Source organism: Vibrio sp. JC009 (assembly GCF_029016485.1).
In the GTDB taxonomy this organism is placed as follows: Bacteria; Pseudomonadota; Gammaproteobacteria; order Enterobacterales; family Vibrionaceae; genus Vibrio.
This window is the reverse complement of sequence record NZ_CP092107.1, coordinates 1,637,071-1,660,644: the sequence shown is the minus strand read 5'-3', so window position 1 is coordinate 1,660,644 and position 23,574 is coordinate 1,637,071. Positions and strand designations below refer to the sequence as shown.

The window sequence follows — 23,574 nt, the reverse complement described above, 5'->3', positions numbered from 1 at the left end:
TATTCCTGTTTATTCCTGCCTTTCCTTAGGCAACATTCTGCTCTTTTATCTCTTCACGAATCATATCAGCGAACATATGGCAGTACAGGGTTGCTAAACGCCTTGCTACCGGTTCAATGTCCAGCATCAGCTTGTCTATCTCGTTTTGGCGAGAGATCAGCCAGACACTGGTTGCCCTGAGATGGCAGTCCCAGACGTCTCTTCGTGTCAGTGAGTTTTTGTAATCCTGCACCCGCTTGTTTGCCAGCAGAACCGAAAGCTCTTCATCGTCGTAGTTCGAGATAGCTTCTTTGATATCTTTAAACAGAGCGTCTAACAGCTTTTTGTCTTTTTCCAGGAACAGTTTTCTGTATTCTTGCGAATCTTCAGACTTAACCAGCTCTTTTGCTCTGTAAATCACACCGCTCTGTGTCAGCATGCCGAACAGTAACTGAGATTCTGTTTCATTCATCTCAGGCGCTTTACCGTCAAACAGCTGGGCATCCTGTCGGAAAGCGTCTGCAACCTGATCGTTCAGGCGGCTGGCTTCACCGCGTATAAGCTCGTCCAGCATGGCTTTACGGCTATGGGATGTGATGATTTTTTCCGGGAACTGGCTCTGGACCAGAGCCAGAGGAACCACCAGAGTAAAGAGTGTCCTGTTGGTCTCCCAGTCGCCAAGCAAAGCTTTGGCCCTGGCTGAACCGGTAAAACGAACATGCTCCTCAAGGTGCCATTTAAGCACGGATTCATAACCCGGATTATGCTCAACAAGACGCAGTGCCATAACAGAATCGTCACTGCAGGCAGAAGCAAACTGACCGTCGATGTCGTACTGGAATGCCATTCCGCCCGACATACCATTGCCGAAGCCTTTACCATAACCACCTAAGTTGATCACGGTACCGTTGGTCATATATTCACAACAGAAATCACCAACACCTTCAACCACCGCCGCCGCTCCCGAGTTACGCACAGCAAAACGGTCACCGGCCTCACCCTGGATAAAGGCCTGGCCTCCGGTTGCACCAAACAGAGCAAAGTTACCTATCAGTACGTTTTCACCAGCTTTGTCGCTAGCGCTTGTCTGACGCAGAACAACAATGTGCCCGCCGCTACAACCTTTGCCCACACCGTCGTTACATGTCCCGGTATGCTGCATCACTAGACCTGTGTTGTTAAAGGCGGCGTAGCTTTGTCCTGCGCTGCCATGTGTTTTCACCATTATCGATTCAGGAGCCAGATAGCGGCGTCCGTTTGCAGCGTGAAAAACAGCCGGGTGTTCCAGATCAGGTTTCTGATAATTCAGGTAACGCTCAATATCTATCGATAACTGACCGCCAGTGGTTTTATTCAGGTTGCACAGTTTGATATCACCGATCTCGATCTCTGACTGTTCAGATTCGAAATAATTCTGCAGCAGTTGTTCCAGTATCTGATCATCCGGCGTGAAATCTGCCTCAAGATAAACAGGGTCAGCGATAGTCACTACATCAGTCTCTTTCAGAAGCCCGGTCACATCCAACCTACCCACAATACTGTGGTGGTTAGCCAGATGCAGAAGCTCGGTTCTGCCGCGGATCGCTTTCAGACTGGAGTAGCCAAGCAGCGCCAGATGCTCTCGCACATCATGGGCAACGTTAAGGAAGTACTGCGCCAGTGCACGAGGGTCGCCCTGATAAAGCTCAGGGTTGGTTGTCAGACCTGCCGGGCATTTTACGTTACAGTTTTTCGCCATAACGCATTTCAGCATCATCAGCGCTGTGGTACCGAACTCGAAGGAGTCACCTCCCAGAATCGCTGATTTGATTACATCGGAACCTGTCTGGTGCGCGTTGGAACAACGCAGAGTTACCTTATCCCGAAGACCGTTTTCACACAGCGACTGGTGCACTTCTGCAATACCAATCTCTGCCGCACGACCGGTGTTTTTTAGACTGGTTACCGCAGCGGCACCTGTACCACCCGTATTACCGGCCACGTTAATCACATCCGCACCGGCCTTGGCAACACCCACCGCAATGGTGCCGATACCTTCTGAAGATACCAGCTTAACAATAACCCGCACCCGGGCCGCTTTTGCGTCGTGGATCAGTTGACCCAGATCTTCGATTGAGTAAGTATCGTGATGCGGAGGCGGACTCACCAGTTCCACACCCGGCGTACCACCACGGGCAGCGGCAATTTCCACTGTCACTTTTGGTGACGGTAACTGACCACCCTCACCCGGCTTGGCCCCCTGGGCGATTTTGATTTCAATCTCTTCAAGGTTAGGATCGGCAAGATAGCCTACCCAGACACCAAAACGGCCGGAAGCAAACTGCTTTATCTTACTGGATCGGATGGTGTTGAAACGGCTTGAGTGCTCACCACCTTCACCTGAGTTACTCATGGCTCCGGCGATGTTGGTGCCCTGCGCAACAGCTTCATGGGCATTGGCATTCAGAGCGCCGTGACTCATAGCGCCTGAGGCCATTGTCGGCACAATCAGATGAGCTGGCTCAACCTGTTCCAGAGACAGTGGCTCCGCTGCAGATTTTACTCTGGATAAGAAGCGGGTCAGAACCGCATCCGCTTCAAGCTCTATGCCCTTATCAGTGACAGAAAGAGCACTAAAGTTTTCACCCCACACCTTCTCAAAAGCGCTGGCAAACAATGCCGTTTTCTTTGCAGAACCTTCCACCTGAATCACAAAGCTTGTGGTGCCTGTCCCCGTAGTTTCATCGGGCGCCTGTCCCAATAAGCGGACTTCAACACCACGCCATAGGTAGTTGTTGTTGCCATCGGTGTGGTAATGATTCAGAAGGTAGCTTATATGGTCTTCTGTTTCTGTCTGAGTGAAATCTATAGGCAGGAGCAGAATGTCTCTGAGCGTAGCCGGTCTTTGCTGACGTTCTTCCGTCAGGTTGGAGTTAAAGATCCGGTATGAAGGTGTGATCTTGAAGTTATCTATCTGTTGAGGCGTTCTTTTCTCATAGCCTAGATCTTTATAGGCTATGTCATCCTCAACAAACTGAGTGTTCTTATCAATAGCATGCTCTGCCTGTTCCGCGTAAAGAAACGGCTCCTGAGTCATATTAATGTACTCACGCACCGCTGTGTTACCGAAGCTGTGTCCGGCACCTTCCTGACGCTCTTTAAACAGACCCAAAAGCGGGATCTGGTTCTCTTCATTGATTGCCAGAGCTTTAAAGTGCCACTTGGCGGCGCTCCAGGCGAGATCCTCAAAGCGGGCTCCACCTACAGGCGATCTGATATTCGGGAAATAGTCTTTCAGGCACTCGGAATCCGAGTCAATAAAGTTCGATTCGAAGAACTCACCGCCAATGTAGCTTTCAGCAGTGCAGAGGCCAAACTTACCCATGGTCTTCATCAGCGACTTTTCAATTGCTTTCTGGAAGTTCTTAAGCCCCTGCTCTACCGGCTGGTTATTTGCTAGTGTCATCGAGCGGCTAAAGACGGAGATAGGACAGACTGCTGAAGCACCAAAGCCAAGCAAACAGGCAATATCGTGGCTGCTTGCCACCTGACCTGTATGATAAACCAGGCTGGTATTAAAGCGCAGCCCCTTTTTGATAAGTCGCTGATTCGCTGCCGCAACCATAAGCACAGCAGGAATTGCCGCCAGTGTGTTACTGATATTACGGTCGGTTAGCACTATGATGCCATGAAAATCTCTGGCAGCTTTCTCCACCTTGCCACACACAGCTTCCAGGGCTGCTCTCATTGCCTTCGCGTTGTATTGCCTGTCGTTCAAAGTCGGCGAATACAGGGTGTCAATTTCCTTAACAGCTATCAGCTTCTGGGAAAGAATCTGTTCAAGCTGCTGGGGCTGCAGAACCGGAGAGTTCAGAACCAGTTGCTTATTTCCTTCAGGCGAGAAGTCAGGTTTACCACCAAGGGCAACCCTCAGTGTCATACCGTCCGATTCTCTCATGGAGTCCAACGGAGGGTTGGTAACCTGAGCAAACTTCTGACTGAAGTATTTGGACATGCCGCCTTCTTCGTCCGTCAGAACGTTTGGCGCAAGGCCGTAACCCATAGCGCTTATCTTCTCTGCGCCGGTTTCTAGCATAGGGTCGAGGAAGAACTTAAAGCTTTCCTGGTTAAGAGAGTAAGCAACATAACGACTGTAGGTGCTGAAGTTTTGCCGGTAATCGATATCAGCAACAGAAACTTCCGCTAAGTCTGTCAGGGTAAATTTTTCCTGCTCAAGCAATGCAGAATAATCACGCTCGGCAGCAAGCATTTCCAGAACTTCTCTGGTTTCATAGCTGCGTCCGGTTTCGTGATCAAAGTAGATCATACCGCCAGCCTGGATTCTTCCCTGCCTGATGATCTCTTCCGCCGGAAACTCTATCTGTCCGGCTTCACTCATAACAGCCAGATATCTGTGAGTTTCAACGCTACGAAGCGGTCTCAGACCCAGACGGTCAAGTCTGGCCCCCACCTTCACTCCATCGGAGAAAATCAGTGCTGCCGGGCCGTCGTTTTTCTCTTCGCACAGGCTGAAATACTCAAGCATGTCGCGAACTTTCCCGGTAATCGACTTATCGTTCTCCCAGGCTGGCGGCATCATAGCCAGTACAGCGGTGACGATGTCCATCCGGTCTTCTACGATTCTGCGGGCCAGCGTCTGGTCCAGACGGGATGAGTCCGACTGTCCTTTAGGGAAAATCACACGCTTTTGCTGCTGACGCGCAATGGCATCTTCACTCAGCCTGTTTTTCTTATCCGTATTCAGCTCACCATTATGCGCCATGCGACGGAACGGCTGAGCCATCATAGTCGCAGGCTCAGTATTGGTGGAGAATCGGGTATGGAAGAACAGTGTGGCTATCTGGTGTTCCGGGTGACACAAATCCGAGAAATATGGAATGATTTCCCCGGAGATAAGACGCCCTTTATAAACCTGAGTTTTTGAACTCATGGATAGGGGATAAAATCCTTCCAGCGACGAATCGGTAAAACCGGTGGACTCAAGCTCAGCAAGCGCCTGGCTGATGGCATCTTCAAACTCATCCTGCGACTTACAGGATTCACCCTGTAGAAAAATTACCTGATAAATAGTCTGCTGCGCTTTCTGTGATGCCGCATTGATAACGCTGTTATCTACCGGTGCTTCACGCCAGAGAGCGATAGAAAAACCATGGTTTTCCAGAACCTGGTTAATAAAGGAGATTGAGCGTTCATGCTGACTTTTATCAAATGGCAGGAAAAAGTTACCAACGGCAAAAGTTCCTTTCTCAAGCTTTGGCTTGTTCAGAAGAAAACGGTAGAAATTTACCGAGAGATCAATATTAACCCCTGCCCCATCGCCTATACCTTCGGCACTCATACCTCCACGGTGGGGAATGGTAAAAAGAGCCTGATGAGCCAGTTTTAGCAACTCATGGCTTTGCTCTCCGGTTTTGTCGGTCAAAAAACCCACCCCACAGCTGGAGTGTTCTTGCTCGCGGTCATACAGCGAGCGACTTTCGCTAATCATTCAATCTCGTCCTTGAATTGTTAAACAGGCTTTAGTTTCTGTACTGCATTTATGCAGCGAGCCCTTTATTGGTAATGATAATTATTATCACAACAGACCTCATAAATGCAAATTTGTTAATACTTGCATTATCCCTGTGAGTTATTTCGCGAAGCGGGTCCGTACTGTGGAAACAATAGCTTCCAGTCCTTGAGTCCGGGTGGGAGTCAGGTGATCTTTAAGTTGAAGCGCCTCAAACCAGGCTTCGATATCAAACGCCTGAATCTCTTCTGGAGTGCGATCCTGATAGGCAACCCTGAGCAGTGCCAGTAAGCCCTGCACAATAGCGGCATCACTTGTGGCCTGAAATTCGATTCTCCCTGAGTTGCTGTCCTGGGTAACATCCAGCCAGACCTGGCTCTGACATCCTTTGGCCAGATAAGCATCTGAACGTTTTTCCGCAGGAAACTCGGGTAGTTTTTCGCCAAGCTCTATCAGGTACAGATAGCGCTCTTCCCAGTCAGAACAGCGACAAAAGTTTTTAAGTAATTTTTCCGGTGTCATTTAACTATCCTAATAAACGACTGACCCGTGACAGGCCATTAACCAACGCATCAATATCCGCTGAGTCTGTGTACATACCCACTGAAGCTCGACAGACCGCTGTCTGCCTCATTCTGCTAATCAGCGGCATAGCGCAATGATGCCCGGTCCGGATTGCAATCCCGTACCGGTCCAGAAATGAACCTACATCGTAGGCATGGTGCTTCCCAAGGTTAAAAGAGAGCACTCCTGCTCTTTCTTCCGGGCTCCCGTATACTTCCAGTCCAGCTATTTCACCAAGCCTGGAAAGCGCGTAATTCAACACATCCTGCTCATGCTTGTGAATTTCACTTAATCCGGCTCTCCTGACATACTCGATAGCGGCTCCCATTCCAAGAATACCAGCGATGTTCGGTGTTCCGGCCTCAAAGCGCCAGGGGGCATCACCAAAGGTGGTCCCATAAGGAAGTTCAACCTTGTCTATCATGGCTCCGCCCCCTTCCCAGGGGATCATACCTTCAAGATGCTCTGACTTTGCATACAAAACACCAATCCCTGTCGGCCCGTAGAGTTTATGAGCAGAGAACGCATAGAAATCACAATCCAGCCGGCTTACATCCACAGACTGGTGCATCACCGCCTGTGCGCCGTCTATGAGGACAGGCACTTTATGCTGATACGCCAGTTCAATGAAGGATTCAATGGGATTCACGGTTCCGAGCACATTGGAGATATGGGTAACCGCCAGCAAGCTGGTCTTTGGCCCGAGAAGCGCTCTCAGATCTTCAGCATCCAGTTCGCCCGTCTGGGTTACCGGCCAGACTTTTATCTTAAGCGACATCTCCTGTGCCAGAAGCTGCCAGGGAACCAGATTGGCATGATGCTCCATTTCGGTAACGATAATCTCATCACCCGGTTTTACCCGTGGCTTTAGAAAACTGCTCGCAACCAAATTGATAGCTTCCGTGGTACCTTTAGTAAAAAGAATATTGTTTCTGTCTGGAGCGCCCAGAAAGCTGGCCGCCAGAGAACGCACCTGTTCCATATCATCCGTTGCTTTTGAACTGAGGTAGTGCACTCCACGGTGAACAGTGGCATATTCCTTTTGATAGAAACGTACCATTCGGTCTGTCACAAACTGGGGTGTCTGAGCGGTTGCAGCACTATCCAGATAAACCAGAGGCTTGTCATGGACTTTCTCAGCCAGAACCGGAAAGTCACTCCGCCAAAGGCTTTCAACAGGCAAACCAAGTGTCATTAACGCGCTACCTCTTCAAGAATAAGGCGAATACGTTTCTGAATATAATCACGGATAGACTCATTGCGAATAGTCTGGGCCACCTCTGCGGCAAACGCAAAGGTAATCATCTGCTTAGCCTTGGCCTTCTTTATGCCCCGTGCACGAAGATAGCCAATCTGATCTTTATCAAGCTGACCTGTGGTCGCACCGTGGCTGCATTTAACATCGTCCGCATAAATCTCTAACTGTGGGTTACTGTTTACCTGAGCCTGGTTACCCAAAATAAGGTTGTGATTATCCATCTGACCATCGGTTTTTAATGCTTCAGGTTCAACATAAATCATGCCGTCAAACACAGCAGAGCTCTTATCACTGGCAATGACTTTATGCGTCTGCTTGCTCGGGCAGTGATCCGCCTTGTGCTTTAAATAGGTACAGCTATTAAAAACCTGCTCCTGACGCGGTAGTGCCAGACTATTCATTTCCAGATAACCATTTGGCTGACACAGGCAACTGCTGGTCTGATGATTAATCTTTTCACCATCAAATATAACCACTGTAGAGGTGGCTGTAGCATCACGCTGAACCAGAATATCGTTGTGCCCTACGTGCTGCTGACCAACGCCTTCTTGTATAATCTTGCTGTGATATAAGTGTGCATTATCACCCACATTAGCCGTTAAGCGGGAGTGGCTGACACTTTCTATCTGATTTAGTGAAACATGGTGCTCAATAATTTCACAGGAGCTGTTCTTTCCTAGCTCAATATGGTGACGATAGTAATAAGCATCCTGCTCTTCCCCGCCAGTATTTAAGTGAAACAGGTAAATCGGCTTACTTAGTGCGCTTCCCGGCTTAATTTCGATATAAACGCCACCCGTATCGCAATCTGATTGCGTCAGAGCTTTTGGTAAAACAGCTTCAGGTAACGGCTCGGAATCCGGCTGTTCTGCCTTATCCAATCCTCCCATTGCGTCCAGGGACGTAATCTTAGCCTCGCGAATCCAGTCGGACAGGCGAACACTGAATTTTCCGTCAAAAAAGACCAGACGGTAGCAATCAAAACCTATACTCAGACCTTCGTAAGAAAAGTTTTCGATAGACTCATTACTCGCCAGTAATCCACCCATAACCCTTCTCCTCAAGTTCGTTTGCTAAAGTGTGGTCACCAGATTTCACGATCTTTCCCTTGTACAAAACATGAACATAATCGGGCTTAATGTAGTCTAGGATTCTCTGATAATGAGTCACCAGAATGAATGAACGTTTACCGTTGCGCAGAGCATTTACACCGTCAGATACCGCTTTCAGAGCATCGATATCCAGGCCTGAATCCGTTTCATCCAGAATGCATAGATCCGGTGATAACACCGCCATTTGCAATATATCGTTACGCTTTTTTTCTCCCCCGGAGAAACCTTCATTTACCGAGCGTGAAAGCAGATCAGAAGGCATTTTCAGAAGTTCAGCTTTCTCTTCCAGAAGATCTTCAAAATCAAAACGGTCAATTTCCGTCTCGCCTCTGTACTGACGAATACCGTTTAGTGCCGTTTTCAGAAACAGCTTGTTGCTGACACCGGGAATTTCAACCGGATACTGGAACGCAAGAAAAACACCTTCACCAGCACGCTCTTCCGGGTCAAGTTCGATAAGATCTTTACCGTTAAAAAAGATTTCTCCCTGATCAACTTCATAGTCGTCTTTTCCGGCCAGCGTTGCCGAAAGCGTACTTTTTCCAGAACCGTTCGGCCCCATAATAGCGTGAACTTCACCCGGCTTTACCGTCAGGTCAATGCCTCGGATTATCTCGTTGTCTTCTATACTTACGTGTAAGTCTTTAATTTCTAACATTTGTTTACCCCACACTATGTTCGAGACTGATTGACAGTAGCTTTTGTGCTTCAACTGCGAACTCTAGTGGTAATTCTGAAAATACATCTTTGCAAAAACCGTTAACTATCATTGAGATGGCGTCATCTTCGCTGATGCCGCGCTGCACACAATAAAACAGCTGGTCCTCTCCGATTCTCGAAGTCGTTGCCTCATGCTCCACCTGAACGGTCGGGTTTCTTACATCAACCGTCGGGAAGGTGTGAGCACCACATTCAGCTCCGATAAGCATGGAATCACACTGAGTAAAGTTACGGGCACCTTCTGCATTCGGAAGTACCTTAACCAGCCCCCGGTAGCTGTTCTCACTGCGCCCGGCTGAAATACCTTTGGAAATAATAGTGGAACGGGTGTTCTTACCGAAATGAATCATCTTAGTCCCGGTATCAGCCTGCTGAGAGCCACTGGTCAGCGCCACTGAGAAGAACTCACCTACTGAGTAATCACCCTTAAGAATTACGCTCGGGTATTTCCAGGTAATCGCAGATCCGGTTTCAGACTGAGTCCAGGACATCTTGCTGTAATCACCCTCACACAGTGCCCGCTTAGTCACAAAGTTCAGAATACCGCCCTGCGTTCCCTTTTCGCCTGAGAACCAGTTCTGTACCGTGGAATATTTCACTTCAGCGTTTTTATGCACGATAACTTCTACCACGGCTGCATGTAGCTGGTAAGAGTCTCGTACCGGTGCTGAGCAGCCTTCGATATAGCTGACGTAAGCATCTTCATCGGCAACCAGGATGGTACGCTCAAACTGGCCTGTCTTAGCCTGGTTGATTCGAAAGTAAGTTGAGAGCTCTCTTGGACAACGGACACCCGGTGGTACATATACAAAAGTTCCGTCCGACGCCACCGCTGCATTCAGTGCGGCAAAGAAGTTATCATCTGCCGGAACCACTGTACCCAGGTATTTTTGTACCAGCTCCGGGTATTCCTGAATCGCTTCGCTAAAAGAGCAGAAAATAATACCAAGCTCGCTCAGTTCCTTGCGATAAGTGGTGGTTACGGAAACCGAGTCAAAGATCGCATCTACTGCAACTTCAGCCCCTTCCCTTACAGGTACGCCTAACTGATCAAAGGCCTTTTCCACCTCACTGGTAAGAAACTCATTGGAGCCATCATCCGTTGAGCCCACATCACACTTGGCGCAACTCGGTGCTGAGTAGTAACTGTAACTCTGATAATCCAGCTCTGGATAGTCCGCTTTTAGCCAGTGAGGCTCTTCTATCTTCTGCCACTTGCGGAATGCATCCAGACGAAATTCAAGCATCCATTCCGGCTCGTTACGTTTCGCCGAAATAGCTCTTACAACATCTTCACTCAGTCCGACAGAGAGTGTGTCGCTATTGAGATCGGTAAAGAAGCCTTCTTTGTAGCCGCTTGCCTGAAGTACTTCTTCCACTTCAGGTTGGATTTCTACCGCTGACATATTTAAACTCCAAAGCTCTCGCCGCACCCACACTCGTTTTTCACATTGGGGTTTTTGTAGACAAACATCTGATTGAGACCTTCTTTTATAAAATCGATTTCCGTACCGTCAATCATAGGCATCGCGCTAAGAGAGGAGTAAAAGCGTACATTGTGGGATTCAAATTCAAGATCGTCTTTTTCAGGCTGGTCAATTAGTTTTATGTCATACGCAAAGCCAGTACACCCGGAGACTTTTACCCCGAGAAAAAAGTATTTCTGGTCTTTGCATATTTCCTGAATTCTGTCAGCCGCAGCCTGTGTCAGGGTCAAACCCTGCCACTGTATTTCATGAATGGAAAATTCTTCGGCTTCCGATTTATGACTATCCATCACCACATTCCTTAATTAAAAGTGCCAACGAGGAATGATAGGCATTCTCATTCAAACTTCAACCACACAAAAAAAGGGCTTATTGATATTACGTCTGGCGAGGGCCAAACATAATAATCGCCATACCCGTCAGTGCAACGAATACGCCGACCATATCCCAGACCGTAGGACGGATTCCATCCACCAGCCATAACCAGATAATGGCCACAAAAATATATACACCGCCATAGGCCGCATATACCCGTCCAGCGGCTGTAGGGTGAAGGCTCAACAGCCATGCAAACATGGCCAGACTAATTGCTGCAGGTATCAGCAACCATACTGTTTTACCCTCTTTCAGCCACAGGTAAGGCAGGTAGCAACCTACAATCTCAGCGATCGCTGTAACAAGGAAAAGCCCGAATGTTTTTAACTCCGGCAAACTCATATTTTCTCCATTAAAATTTTTATATCTTTTTCTTCACATTGAGGATGGTAATTATTATCATTTGTATTGAAAAATAAAACAACAAGGAGAAAAGTCATGCCTCATCAATTCCCCGAATTACCATATAGCTACGATGCGCTTGAACCTTACATCGATGCAAAAACGATGGAGATTCATTACAGCAAACACCACAGAACTTACTTTGATAAGTTTATCGCTGCAATCGCCGACAGTGATCTTGAGAACCAGTCCCTTGAAGAAATCTTCGCTTCTGTTTCAAATCACTCTCCGGCAATACGCAATAACGGCGGCGGATACTATAACCATATCCTTTACTGGAACTGCATAGCGCCGGATGCTCAACCTGCACCAAGTGGTAAACTGGCACAGGAGATTGAAAAAACATTTGGCAGTCTGGAAGTGTTCAAAGAAGAATTCAGCCAGGCTGCAATCAACACCTTTGGTTCAGGCTTTACATGGCTAATCGTTCAGGATGGAAAGTTGAAAATCACATCCACCAGCAATCAGGACAACCCGCTGATGGATGTCGCGCAGGAACAGGGACAACCTGTTCTAGCACTGGATGTCTGGGAACACGCCTATTACATCAGCTATCAAAACCGACGTCCTGACTACATCAATGCATGGTGGAATATAGTGAACTGGAAAGCAGTGGAGGAGTACTACGCAGCAACACTATAAGTTGCCATGGCTTCCGCTAAGGTAATCTGGAAGTTGCACTGTCGAAAAGCCCGATTTAGGTAACAGCATTAAACCCGGTAATCGGATACCTGAAAGTGGCTGATAGATGGCAGCCACTTATAATTGGGTAACCGAGATAAGAGCATTACGCTATTTCGTCATACTCTTCCAGGTCAAACGAGGCGTCAATCAGTTTCTTGGTGTAGTCATGTTTTGGATTGTGGAAGATCTCATCCGCAGTTCCTTCCTCCATCACTTCACCTTTCTGCATTACAATTACCCGGTCAGACAGAGCTTTTACCACACTCAGGTCGTGACTGATAAACAGGAAGCCAATCTGGTGTTTCTTCTGAATATCTTTCAGAAGGTCGATAACCGTAAGCTGAACTGAACGGTCCAGAGCTGATGTTGGCTCATCCAGCAGGATAAATGACGGTTCCAGAATAAGAGCACGAGCAATAGCGATACGCTGTCTCTGACCTCCAGAAAACTCATGTGGATAACGGTTGATGGAGTGTGGATCCAGTCTTACTTCTTCCAGAGCAACACGAGCTCTTTGCATTCTTTCCGCTTTTGTCAGGTGCGGTTGATGCACTGTAAGGCCCTCGGTAATAATCTCACCGGCAGTCATTCTTGGAGAAAGAGAACCATACGGATCCTGGAATACCATCTGCACATCTTTTTTCAGAGCATGTCTCTCTTTTTCAGAAAGCTCGCCCAGATTCTGTCCCTTAAAGTGAATCGTACCAGTAGACGGAAGCAGGCCGATTAGCGCACGACCCAGAGTCGATTTACCTGAACCCGACTCACCTACGATACCCAGAGTTTCGCCTTGTTTCAGGTTCAGAGAGATACCTTTGACCGCTTCGAAGTAAACACTCTTACGGCCAAGAAAAGCAGGTTTTACCAGGAACTGAACGCGGATATCTTCTGCAGATATCAGTTGCTGGTCCGTGGTGATTTCCGGATCTTTTGCACCCTTAGGTACAGAGTTGATCAGCATCTTGGTGTATTCGTGATTCGGTGCAGAGAATAGCTGCTGCGTCTCACCTTCTTCAACCACATCACCTTTACACATAACGATAACGCGGTCGGCAAAGTGCTTAACCACACCAAGGTCATGCGTAATGAACAGAATGGCCATACCCATTTTGTCCTGAATCTCTTTAATCAGGTTAAGTACTTCACCCTGAACGGTCACATCAAGCGCAGTTGTTGGTTCATCTGCCACAAGAATGTCTGGTTCGTTCATCAGTGCCATTGCGATCATGATTCGCTGAAGCTGACCACCGGAGAATTCATGCGAGAATTTCTTGTATGTCTGCTCCGGCTCAGGAAGGTGTACCAGATTAAACAGTTCCAGAACTCGCTCTTTCGCCTGCTTCATGGTCACTTTTTTGTGGCACTGAAGGGCCTCTGCCACCTGAATACCAACACGCATATATGGGTTAAGCGATGTCATCGGCTCCTGAAAAATCATGCCCATGCGGTTGCCGCGAAAATCGCGCATCTCTTTTTCTGACAGTTCAAGCAAAGAAGTATCCTGAAAATTAACTTCAGCGTTTTCAGACACAATTGCATTTGGGGGCAGCAAACGCATAACTGCGCTGGTTGAAACAGACTTACCTGAGCCTGACTCACCTACAATGGCTAGGGTCTCACCCTTTTTTAGGTCAAAGTTAACGTTTTTTACTGCATCCACCTGACCATCGTTTGTTGAAAACGAAACGGACAGGTTGTTAACGGTTAATATTGGTGACATGAAAATAAACCCATGAAATTAATTGAGCCTTTCCGGTTGCTCAAAAACATGTTGATGTTGCAATTGATAAAAATGGTTATGTGCCTTCTGAATGTTCTCCAGTTCGAGCATCCAGGTTGCTGAGCGCTGAGCAGTGCAAAAAGCGGTTATATATCTGAACAACTCTTCTCCATGTCTATATAAACTCGGCTTAATTGCTTTTAATAATACATTTGATTCCAGTGCCAGAAACTGTATATAGCAATATGCCTGATTCAGAAGTGCAAATGCTTCATCCCCCTGACCTAGGTTATTCAAAATCTCTGACTGATTGATGGAGGCGTTGCGAAACCCGTCCAGCATACATAACAGCTGACACGGCTTCGTTGAGTCGCATGTAACAGCAGACTGAATATGATCCGGAAGGTGAATCAGAACTTTATTGTACAGGTGGTGAGCTTCAGGCCAATGGCCTTGTTGAGTGAGCTCTTCTGCCTTTAAGTAATGTGACCAGCACTGTTCGATTTTCATTTCTACTGCTACCTGCGCCTTTCAAAAGGGGTATAGTAAATGAAACTCACTTACGGATGCAAATGATAACCACTATCAAATTTATTTGTTGGCGCAATAGGGTGGTAAAAACAGCTAGCACTCATCAATACAGCATTCATCCTTCAGAAAGCCGATAACACTCTCCAGGCACTGATATTCGGCCACACAGAACAGCGTTCTGCCCTCTCTGCGCTGAGAAATCAATCCCGCTGATGCCAGGCTGGCGATATGGTGTGAAAGTGTAGAGCCCGGTATGCCCAGTTGCTCCTGAACTTTTCCCACAGCAATTCCCTGAAAACCTGCTTTTACGACACTTTTATAAATCAACAACCGGGTCGGGTGTCCCAGCTCTTTCAGGGCCTTTGCGACCTCTTGAATCTCCACAGCCATCTACCTCACTTTTCGAAACTTGTCGAAATATAAAACAGTCAGAGCAAAATTGAAAGTCATCCTAATTTCGATATTTATCGAAATATCTCTTGACGACCAGGTTTTTATTTCTATAATTCGAGAATCTTCGAAATATAGAAATCGATCCAGACACAGAATTTAACTTACAGGAGGTCCCATGAACCACGAATTTATGAATATGGGCAGAGAAGCACTGGATATGTTCACCCTGCTCGCGAGCGAACTGATCGTTCTTTTTCTGGTTATCAGCTATCTGGTTGGCGTGTTACAAGAGTTTCTGACACCGGAAAAAATCCAGTCAATCCTGAGCTCGCGTAACGGTAAAGGTTACATTATCGCCGCCTTCCTCGGTGCCATTACTCCGTTCTGCTCATGCTCCACCATTCCTTTTCTGAAGGGATTATTACGCGCACGGGCTGGCTTTGGTCCCATGATGGTTTTCCTGTTCGGTAGCCCTCTGCTGAACCCGGTGATCATCGGCCTGTTTGTTGCCACATTTGGCTGGAAAGTTGCTCTGTTTTACTTTTCGGTAGCCATGGTTGTTTCAGTAACTGCAGGATATGTTCTGGAAAAACTGGGATTTGAGCGCTACGTAAAACCGGAAGCGTATGAGGTTGCGCAAACTTCCGGCTGTGGAGGTAGTTGCGGGGTAAGCAAACCTGAAAAAGCTGAAGTTTCATCATGCTCCGGATCATCATGCGGCGTAACAGCTCCTGTGGCAGCCAAAACAGACTCATGCTGCGAGGAAGAAGCAAAGCCGCAGGTAGCCGTTTCATGCTGTTCGGCAGACGGCACTGCAACAATTACTGCAGCGGCAGATAAAGAACCGGGTCGCTGGATGCGCATCTGGCAGTCTACCTGGAAAGATTTTAAGCAGGTTTTCCCGTATCTGATGCTGGGTGTTGGTATCGGCTCATTTATCTACGGCTTTGTTCCGACAGATCTGATTGCCTCTTTTGCCGGTGAAGGGAAATGGTACGCAATTCCCGTTGCAGCTGTAATTGGTATTCCGCTTTATATCCGGGCAGAAGCAGTGATCCCGCTAAGTGCTGCGCTAATCAAAAAAGGGATGGCGTTAGGCTCTGTAATGGCGCTGATTATCGGCAGTGCCGGTGCGAGTCTTGCAGAAGTGATTTTGCTCAAATCTATTTTTAAGAATCAGATGATCATCGCTTTTGTTACTGTGATTCTGACTATGGCGATCGGTGCAGGCTTTATGTATAGCTTTATTTTTGGCTAAGAGAAGGAATAAAATCCGGTATCACCCAATCAACAAAAAAGCACTTTATGTCTTCGCCGTTCTTTAGCACAATTTACGGACAAGAATAAATTCCAAGGAGTCACAATGAACAGATCAAGACTGGATGCAGCGCAGCATGATTTTCTGTCACAGTACCCCGGCGGGTTTTCTAATCCTGAAATAGCGAAAATCGGTAAAAAGCACCGGATGCCGCAAATGATCACCATGGCGCAGGAGTGTTTCTCACCTGAGTCCTTTTCCAACCCGCAACTGGTTGCCGAGAACATGGTCAAGGTGATCAGCCGCGCTTCCATGGTATCCATGTTTGAAAAACCAAGACTGCGTGACTGGGTGAAAGGAATGCCTCACCATGAAAGAGAAAGTTACGCCTATGCGCTAAAAGATATGCTGCACGGCGATCAGGAGTACGGCTTTAACATCATGCTGGATCTGCTGCGCCCGGCGAAACTGGCGAAGTGGTCGCTAATGACCATTATTCCTAACTACTATGCGCCACTGGACGAGGTATTTGTAAAACCAACCACAGCAAAAAACGTTATCCGCTATTTTGAACTGCCAAACCTGGAATACAAACCGGCACCGACTTATGAGTTTTACACCGAATACCGCAAGCAAATCATTGAGATGCGCGGAGTGGTTGATGAATCATTAGCCGTAAACAACGCCGCATTCTGTGGTTTTCTGATGATGACAACACAAGCTAATTCCTGACCTTAGCTTTAAGCTATACCGGTTACTCAGACCGGTATAGCCGGGCATTTATCACGCCTGTCCCGCCAGCAGTCAAAACCGCGAATTAATCGACAAAATTCTCAAAAATACGATTGCCACCCAACCGACTATAACCTAGCCTTTTGATATATATACGGACATTCTGATAAACCATCTGACACGGAGGTTTTTATGAATTTTGTAAAAATCGCACTCACCACATTAGTTATTCTTCTCGCCGCCTGCTCTTCTAAACAATCACAGATGCCGTTGGAAACTACATTGCAATTCGATGAGTTTAGTGAAAAGACAATGAAGTACTATCCACAACCAACTGTCGTTGGCATTTCTGAGTCTGAAAAAGAAGCTACGATTTTACTTGTTGGAGAAGGCTCCACCTACGCAAAAGACAATCTTGTCTCATTCGGTGAATCCAATGCAGCGAAGTACATCTCTATGCTTGATACTTATCTTGAGTGGGAAGTGGAAGCCAGGGACTACAAACGAACCAATATCCACAAAAAACCAATAGGCAAAGTGCCCGATGCCAGCCAGAAGGCCTACCTGTACTTTATGTTCTACAGCGGCAACACCGACGAATACAGAATGATCATTTCCGACTGTGACTGGCTATGCACCGAAGATTCCGTATTCCAGCACTACGACAAAGCCAACGTAATAGAGCTAAAACGCCTGCTAAGAATGCTAAAAAAACAGGAACTGAAAGACATAGTAAAACAAACCACCGAAACCAACTAACCCACACCCCCGCGAAAGCGGGGGCCCCCATAACCCCATAGCCCTGACTCTTATACACAAATATTAAAGTGACCAGAGAACGGTTCTCCCCCTTTAGTGAAAGAGCCTAACTGGTTGATAAAGCTAACAGAAGGGGGAGTTAGAGGGGGTTGGTTATGCCATGCATGGTTAAACCACCAAACTTAAACCCATGGTAAACAACCCCTCCCAACCTCCCCTTCGATGTTACTTCTTCGAAAATCCGGCCTTTCGAGGCTAAGGGGAGGAGCATTCTTTGGCTCCTTAAACTTGTGTATAAGAGTCAGCCCCATAGCCCACAATAATCCGCAGCCTGCAACCTGCAACCTTAGCCTCCCCCCCTTTCCACCATTAAAACCACTTAAATACTTTAATGTCACAAATAGCTGAGTCACACCTCAAATATTTCCCGGAGCAACAAAAATACAATGGTTTCCGTTCCATAGCAGAGCCAAGAGATAGTAAAGATGATTGTAACCAACATATCCGATGAAAGCGTTACTAAAGAAGCCAGAGAGCACTGGCTGAAATACTGGAAACATTTTTCTAAGCAGGAATATTGCTACTGCAGTGAAGCTAACTGCACCAAAAAGCATGACCATGGTGTTCTGGTTAAGCATCGTGGTCACTCGCTGGATACTTTATTTGTTGTTCCACTTTGTGAAGAGCATAGCTCCGGTTATCAGACTCAGCTTGAAATTGATGAAAGCGTTCAGGTTGTGCCCGCTGAATTGTGCTTGTAGGGATTTTTGGGCGATAGCAAGGTCGCCCCTTGGAACCGGGCAATGGTGTGCTTACCATTGCCCTTTTTTTTTGCGGTTAGATCACTTCCTGAGAGAAGCACATAATTTCATCATTGTTCACTTTGTGATTGTCTTTAAACAGCCTTTGCACCTGCTCATCACTCCACTTTTCAGAGTGGTAGGCCGCAATATGAACCTTATCTCCGCGAAGCACAAAGTTATCCTCACCCCACTGCGAGTAGTTTGGCGCACCGGTATAAAGAATCAGCTCCTGCGGATATCCCTGCTTGGCAAGTGAAGGCAGGATCTCTTCATACATGCCCTCGGCTTCCTGATTATTAATACGGTCAATGATCCACTCTTCCAGCTCGGAGTGGAATACCTTGGTCTGGGTACAATCAACCAAAGGAGTGGCACAGAAGAACTCACCTTCCCTTTCGATGTAAGAAACCAGCTTCAACGATTCACCATAGTTCTCAGGTGTGAACTCTTTCATGTCCCACCAGATACGGTTTATGCCCTTGGATTTTTCACCCCAAGCTTTACGCTGTGAAATCTTATCAGAGCCATCCAGCTTACGAATGGTATAGTCGTTGCCTATGGTCATCTGCCTGGCCTGAAGCGCTGACACTTTGCCGTCTTCGTAACTGACATTAAAGCGGATCACAAACTCAGGTTCGATATCCACATTAGTGCCAGCCTGAGGGTATTTGGCTTCAAGACCTGTTGTCAGCGTCTCCTCGTGCTCACGGTGTATCACAAAGATGCCGTTTGGCAAAGGATGCTCTTCAACATTCTCTGCGCCGCTCAGGTGACCAAAATAGTTACCGATAATTCCGATACAAATGTAATTAGACATGCTTTACCTCAAATAAAAAAAAGTCCCTGCATATGCAGGGAAACGATACGAGAGTTTTATGGAACTTAAATGTCTGGTTGTTAATACAGATCTTTTTAGGGCTTATCAAGAACAAGATGAACTCAAGGAGGGAAAAGTTCATATCGTTCTTAATTCGATTTTGCACAGATATTCAGCTGTGCCAGTAACCAGGTCGCAGCAAGCAGATCTGCGCTGCCACCCGGACTTAAATTCAGGTTAATCAGTTCTTTATCCAGTTTCTGGATAGATTTTTCAAAGTCACTGCTGGTGCTGTGAGTCTGTTCCAGCAAGGTTTTTGACTGCTGCTGTACAAAAGCCAGACCTTCAATCCCGCCTCTGCTCACCAGATTGGTGTCACTGTTATTTGCCATCAGCGAAAGCAGTGTCTGTGACATCGCCTGCTCTTCTGAGTAGCCGTCTGCCACACAGCCTTCATACACAGGAAGACCGTAATCAAAAATGGTCGGATAACCGCTGGCCGCTTCTCCACGGATCCCTGTCATACCGTAGGTTTTGTAAAGCCTTTCACCCGCGGTTACCGGCGCTTTTTTCGAATCAGTTAAATCGTCAGAGACCAGTTCAGAGCAGCACGCCATAATCACTGAGCGGATATTTTTGGCATCATAGGCAATGCCTTTTTTGTAAAGCCAGCCGACCGCGCCACAGATAAGGCCCAGAGTGAACACCATGCCTTTATGTGTGTTTACGCCATTGGTGGCAGCAAACATGGCCCGCTCAGCTTCTATGCCAACACGGCGAAGCTTTGGCAGAAGTTCACCGGAAGGAAGTGTCTCCATCTCATACCCGGCACGGACAAACTGCTTCATATAAGGACGCAGTGCATCTGAGCTTGCAATAAAAGTGTTGATATCCATGTCCCGGTGAGAGCCGGTTGAAACGCAATCCACTAAGCCTGCTTTAGGCGTTAAGTGCGCCTCAAGCATCATGGCGTGATAAGCCAGGTTTCCCGCCAGCTCAACAATATTCAGCTCCAGTTTGCCACTGGCAGAAGAGTCATAAAGCTTGCAGTCATCCAGCAACCAGCGGATAGAATTACTTGAAATCATGGATCATCTCGCTCATCTTGTCTTTCAGCTCAGATAACTGATGAGCACGGCTTCGCGCGCACACCTTAGCCTCGTTATCACATACCAGGCATTTACGCCGTGGCAGCTCCAGGTTATCCCTGGAGACAGCTATGCAATTATCGTCCAGTACATCAATGTCAAATAAGCGGCCTAAAGGGTGCTCATCCTCAATACTGACCATGGCGCGTTTAACATATTCAGCATCCTTCTTCCCGGCTGCAATCAATAACTCAACACCGGTATCACTGCTGAACTTTTCGATTCCTACCACAGGGATGTCCTGAATACGGCACACATCCAGTATTGTCTGATAGCCCTGATCAAAAGCGACGCGAGAAATCTCATTTCGCTTTACTTCGCCCATCATATTGATGGTAAAGCTGATCAGAGGAAGCGAGTGGGCTTCAACCCACTCCTTCTGGCGGTTAGCCCGTCTTTCACGACTGGCTAAAACCTGATTAAGCGTAACTTTAGGCCCGGAGTACAAGTCTTACTCCTTAACTTGTTTGATTACATCGATAACTGAACCGTCACGGTAACGAATATAGCCAACAACGTTGTCCAGATACTCGATTGGTGCTGGTTTGCCTGTCAGCATTTCCGCTTTTTGCTGCAACTCTTCAACGCTGCTTAGCGGGATACCGGCTGCAGTCAGACGCTGCTGAACATCTTCGCGGGCTGGGTTAACCGCTGTGCCGTGGTCAGTGACCAGCACGTCAATCTGAGAACCAGGAGTAACAACGTTAAGCACAGATTCAACAACAGTAGGGATGCGGCCTCTTACCAGTGGAGCAACAACAATTGTCAGGTTTGAAGAGGCCGCTGTATCACTGTGACCACCAGATGCACCACGGATAACACCGTCGGATCCGGTAATAACGTTTACGTTGAAGTTAGTATCAATTTCCAGAGCACTCAGGATAACCACATCCAGATGATCCACCGCTGCACCTTTTGATGACGGGTTCGCATACTGGTTAGCCGAAATCTCGATATGGTTCGGGTTTCTTGCCAGAGAGTCCGCTGCAAATGAGTCGAATGACTGAACATCAAGCAGAGTCTTGATAAGACCTTTTTCGTGCATATCAACCATGGTTGAAGTAATGCCGCCAAGACCAAAGCTTGCGGTTACATTTTTCTTCACCATCTTATCTTCAAGGAAGCGGGTTACTGCCAGTGAAGCGCCGCCAGAGCCAGTCTGTACAGTGAAGCCGTCATAGAAGTAACCAGAGTGTTCAACCACTTCTGCGGCTTTACGGGCAATAAGCAGTTCACGAGGGTTCTTAGTCAGACGGGTAGCGTCACCGCCAATCTTAGACGGGTCACCCACCTCATCCACTTTAACCACAGCGTTAACCTGATCCTGAGCAATTGAAGCAGGCGTGTTCGGGAACGGAACAATCTCTTCTGTCAAAACGATAACGTTTTTCGCGTGCTCTGCATCCACCATAGCGTAGCCCAGTGAACCACAGCGGGAACGGCCCGTTGTTGCGTTAGCATTACCGAACTCATCAGAAGTCGCAACACCAATGAAAGCAACATCGATTTGCAGCTCACCGGTTTTTACCAGGTGCACACGGCCACCGTGAGAGTGAATCTGTACCGGCTCTTCCATCAGACCACGGGAGATCTGCTCAGCCAGTTCACCACGGATACCGGAAGTGTAAATCTTGCTTACCACGCCGTTGCGGATGTGTTCAACAACCGGTGCGTGAATCGCTGAAAGTGAACTTGAAGCCAGAGTCAGGTTCTTAAAGCCCATATCTGCAATTACTTCCATTGCCATGTTGATGATCTTGTCACCGCCACGGAATGAGTGATGGAAAGAGATAGTCATGCCGTCTTTCAGGCCTGAGTTTGCTACCGCTTCCTGCAACGATTGGTACATTTTGCGGCTGCGCTTAGTTTCTTTGTTCAGCAGATGCTCTGTGATTTCATGAGCGTCAGAGAAAGGTCTCATGTTGCTGTGACCATCTGCAGGGATTTGAATTTCGCGGTTTAGCGCGTTTTTGATGCTTGTCATGACGGTGCCCTACTCCTTAATACCTGATTCTGCGCGTTGTAATGTCCAGCGGGCGCGTTCAATAATTGGTGCATCCACCATCTTGCCGTTCAGAGAAGCTACGCCTGAGCCCTGAGCTTCCGCCTCTTCTGCCGCTTCAATAACTGCATTGGCAAAATCCACTTCTTTCTGAGAAGGAGCAAATACGTTATGGATCATTTCAATCTGGCGAGGGTTAACAAGCGATTTGCCGTCAAAACCAAGTGACTTGATATGTTCAGCTTCTTTTAGGAAGCCTTCTTCGTTGTTAGCATCGGAATAAACCGTATCAAATGCCATGATACCAGCTGCGCGCGCAGCCTGAAGGATTGAGCAACGGGCAAACAGCAGCTCTGTCCCTTCCGGTGTTCTTGCCGTTCTCAGGTCACGAACATAGTCTTCCGCACCCAGGGCGATACCGATCAGGCGGTCAGACGCTGTTGCGATTTCAACAGCGTTGTTGATACCCATAGCAGATTCAATCGCTGCCAGCATTTTTGTGCTGCCCGGCTCGCGGCCACACTCTTTCTCAGCTGCTGCGATATGTTCTTCCATATCACGAACATCCTGAGCGCTGTCTGTTTTTGCCAGACGAACACAACTGACACCGGCACGAACAACCGCTCGTACATCACGCGGTCCATGTTCAGTTTCAAGGCCGTTAACACGAACAACGGTTTCCATTTCCTGATACAGAGGGTGCTGAAGAGCATTAAATACCAGCGCGCGAGCTGTGTCTTTTTCACGAATAGAAACGGAGTCTTCCAGATCAAACATGATGGCGTCTGGAGTGTAGATAAATGAGTTGCTTAGCATGGCTGCATTTGAGCCCGGAACAAACAACATACTTCTGCGTAATTTACTCATTATAGGTCGCTCCAGTTCATCTCATTTACACCAGCAGCTCTCATTACTGCCGCCTGTACACGTGCTTTGATTACACAGTCCAGTGCGCCCTTGTCGTTAACGACAACAGAAGCAGCTTGTACTCCCATTTCTGTTAATGTCTCTGACACTACATTTCTGATCAGCTCAGCAAACTGTTTCTCAACTGAGCTTGTTATTTCGATATCCAGGCTATTGTCGTCGGCAGGCATAACCTCGACCAGTAAGTCACTGGATTCCAGCGTCCCAGCGTATGATCGCTGACTAATTATCATGTTCGCTCCTCGTGAATTTAAAAAATGATTCGAGGCGGATGGGCAAGAAAGTTACCAATTCGTCTTGGAGATATTGTCTTTATTAGGGGGAGCGGCGTTAGCGATAGCAATCATATTTCGTTGCAGGCTAAAAACCATTTATGAATTTAATGAACTTAATT

22 protein-coding genes are annotated in these 23,574 nt (G+C 47.4%); 5 read left to right on the top strand and 17 right to left on the bottom strand.

Annotation, left to right across the window (positions count from 1 at the left end; all coding sequences use genetic code 11):
- Positions 1-25: 25 nt before the first annotated feature.
- The 8 genes from L3Q72_RS22370 to L3Q72_RS22335 form a co-directional block, all read right to left on the bottom strand.
- Positions 26-5,467 carry a glutamate synthase-related protein gene (locus L3Q72_RS22370; RefSeq protein WP_275132769.1) on the bottom strand — a complete coding sequence of 1,814 codons (5,442 nt, stop codon included), beginning with the start codon at positions 5,465-5,467 and terminating at the stop codon, positions 26-28.
- A 141-nt stretch (positions 5,468-5,608) separates the two neighbouring features.
- Positions 5,609-6,010, bottom strand: coding sequence for a cysteine desulfuration protein SufE (gene sufE, locus L3Q72_RS22365; protein ID WP_275132768.1), 402 nt, complete (start codon positions 6,008-6,010; stop codon positions 5,609-5,611).
- 4 nt (positions 6,011-6,014) lie between these two features.
- Positions 6,015-7,247, bottom strand: coding sequence for a SufS family cysteine desulfurase (locus tag L3Q72_RS22360; RefSeq protein ID WP_275132767.1), 1,233 nt, complete (start codon positions 7,245-7,247; stop codon positions 6,015-6,017).
- Complete coding sequence (sufD, locus tag L3Q72_RS22355; protein WP_275132766.1) at positions 7,247-8,359, bottom strand: Fe-S cluster assembly protein SufD; 1,113 nt, start codon at positions 8,357-8,359, stop codon at positions 7,247-7,249. Before sufD ends, L3Q72_RS22360 begins: the two co-directional genes overlap by 1 nt.
- Positions 8,337-9,080 (bottom strand): Fe-S cluster assembly ATPase SufC, encoded by a 744-nt coding sequence (gene sufC, locus L3Q72_RS22350; protein ID WP_275132765.1) that lies wholly within the window; start codon positions 9,078-9,080, stop codon positions 8,337-8,339. Before sufC ends, sufD begins: the two co-directional genes overlap by 23 nt.
- 4 nt (positions 9,081-9,084) lie before the next feature.
- Positions 9,085-10,548 carry a Fe-S cluster assembly protein SufB gene (gene sufB / locus L3Q72_RS22345; protein ID WP_275132764.1) on the bottom strand — a complete coding sequence of 488 codons (1,464 nt, stop codon included), beginning with the start codon at positions 10,546-10,548 and terminating at the stop codon, positions 9,085-9,087.
- A 2-nt stretch (positions 10,549-10,550) separates the two neighbouring features.
- Positions 10,551-10,919, bottom strand: coding sequence for an iron-sulfur cluster assembly accessory protein (locus L3Q72_RS22340; protein WP_275132763.1), 369 nt, complete (start codon positions 10,917-10,919; stop codon positions 10,551-10,553).
- Positions 10,920-11,007: 88 nt separating this feature from the next.
- On the bottom strand, positions 11,008-11,340 hold the full coding sequence (locus tag L3Q72_RS22335) for a YnfA family protein (RefSeq protein WP_275133774.1): 333 nt from the start codon (positions 11,338-11,340) through the stop codon (positions 11,008-11,010).
- A gap of 102 nt (positions 11,341-11,442) precedes the next feature.
- Between L3Q72_RS22335 and L3Q72_RS22330 the strand changes: the two genes are divergently transcribed.
- Positions 11,443-12,048: a superoxide dismutase gene (locus L3Q72_RS22330; protein WP_275132762.1), complete on the top strand. Its 606-nt coding sequence runs from the start codon at positions 11,443-11,445 to the stop codon at positions 12,046-12,048.
- A gap of 145 nt (positions 12,049-12,193) precedes the next feature.
- Here L3Q72_RS22330 and L3Q72_RS22325 read toward each other — a convergent pair whose 3' ends face one another.
- The 3 genes from L3Q72_RS22325 to L3Q72_RS22315 all read right to left on the bottom strand — a co-directional run bounded on the left by L3Q72_RS22325 (position 12,194) and on the right by L3Q72_RS22315 (position 14,725).
- Positions 12,194-13,810, bottom strand: coding sequence for an ABC transporter ATP-binding protein (locus L3Q72_RS22325; protein WP_275132761.1), 1,617 nt, complete (start codon positions 13,808-13,810; stop codon positions 12,194-12,196).
- An 18-nt stretch (positions 13,811-13,828) separates the two neighbouring features.
- Positions 13,829-14,320 carry a hypothetical protein gene (locus tag L3Q72_RS22320; RefSeq protein ID WP_275132760.1) on the bottom strand — a complete coding sequence of 164 codons (492 nt, stop codon included), beginning with the start codon at positions 14,318-14,320 and terminating at the stop codon, positions 13,829-13,831.
- 114 nt (positions 14,321-14,434) lie between these two features.
- The gene (locus tag L3Q72_RS22315; protein ID WP_275133773.1) at positions 14,435-14,725 is read right to left on the bottom strand and encodes a metalloregulator ArsR/SmtB family transcription factor; all 291 of its coding nucleotides are present in this window, start codon (positions 14,723-14,725) and stop codon (positions 14,435-14,437) included.
- Between the two features lie 184 nt (positions 14,726-14,909).
- Between L3Q72_RS22315 and L3Q72_RS22310 the strand changes: the two genes are divergently transcribed.
- The 4 genes from L3Q72_RS22310 to L3Q72_RS22295 all read left to right on the top strand — a co-directional run bounded on the left by L3Q72_RS22310 (position 14,910) and on the right by L3Q72_RS22295 (position 18,244).
- Entirely contained in the window at positions 14,910-15,992 is a 1,083-nt protein-coding gene (locus L3Q72_RS22310) for a permease (protein WP_275132759.1), read from the top strand.
- Positions 15,993-16,097: 105 nt separating this feature from the next.
- A complete protein-coding gene (locus L3Q72_RS22305; RefSeq protein ID WP_275132758.1) occupies positions 16,098-16,724 on the top strand; it encodes a hypothetical protein in 627 nt (208 codons plus the stop codon).
- Between the two features lie 192 nt (positions 16,725-16,916).
- Positions 16,917-17,483 carry a hypothetical protein gene (locus L3Q72_RS22300; RefSeq protein ID WP_275132757.1) on the top strand — a complete coding sequence of 189 codons (567 nt, stop codon included), beginning with the start codon at positions 16,917-16,919 and terminating at the stop codon, positions 17,481-17,483.
- A gap of 485 nt (positions 17,484-17,968) precedes the next feature.
- A complete protein-coding gene (locus tag L3Q72_RS22295) occupies positions 17,969-18,244 on the top strand; it encodes a hypothetical protein (RefSeq protein WP_275132756.1) in 276 nt (91 codons plus the stop codon).
- Between the two features lie 76 nt (positions 18,245-18,320).
- On the opposite strand, the gene L3Q72_RS22290 is transcribed toward L3Q72_RS22295, so the two are convergent.
- The 6 genes from L3Q72_RS22290 to citD all read right to left on the bottom strand — a co-directional run bounded on the left by L3Q72_RS22290 (position 18,321) and on the right by citD (position 23,413).
- Positions 18,321-19,103 (bottom strand): DUF5718 family protein, encoded by a 783-nt coding sequence (locus L3Q72_RS22290; RefSeq protein ID WP_275132755.1) that lies wholly within the window; start codon positions 19,101-19,103, stop codon positions 18,321-18,323.
- Positions 19,104-19,252: 149 nt separating this feature from the next.
- A complete protein-coding gene (citG, locus tag L3Q72_RS22285) occupies positions 19,253-20,191 on the bottom strand; it encodes a triphosphoribosyl-dephospho-CoA synthase CitG (RefSeq protein WP_275132754.1) in 939 nt (312 codons plus the stop codon).
- Positions 20,178-20,699, bottom strand: a complete 522-nt coding sequence (citX, locus tag L3Q72_RS22280; RefSeq protein ID WP_275132753.1) for a citrate lyase holo-[acyl-carrier protein] synthase — start codon at positions 20,697-20,699, stop codon at positions 20,178-20,180. Before citX ends, citG begins: the two co-directional genes overlap by 14 nt.
- A gap of 3 nt (positions 20,700-20,702) precedes the next feature.
- Positions 20,703-22,172, bottom strand: coding sequence for a citrate lyase subunit alpha (gene citF, locus L3Q72_RS22275; protein WP_275133772.1), 1,470 nt, complete (start codon positions 22,170-22,172; stop codon positions 20,703-20,705).
- A gap of 72 nt (positions 22,173-22,244) precedes the next feature.
- A complete protein-coding gene (gene citE, locus L3Q72_RS22270) occupies positions 22,245-23,120 on the bottom strand; it encodes a citrate (pro-3S)-lyase subunit beta (protein ID WP_275132752.1) in 876 nt (291 codons plus the stop codon).
- Positions 23,120-23,413 (bottom strand): citrate lyase acyl carrier protein, encoded by a 294-nt coding sequence (gene citD / locus L3Q72_RS22265; protein WP_275132751.1) that lies wholly within the window; start codon positions 23,411-23,413, stop codon positions 23,120-23,122. Before citD ends, citE begins: the two co-directional genes overlap by 1 nt.
- Between the last annotated feature and the right edge of the window lie 161 nt (positions 23,414-23,574).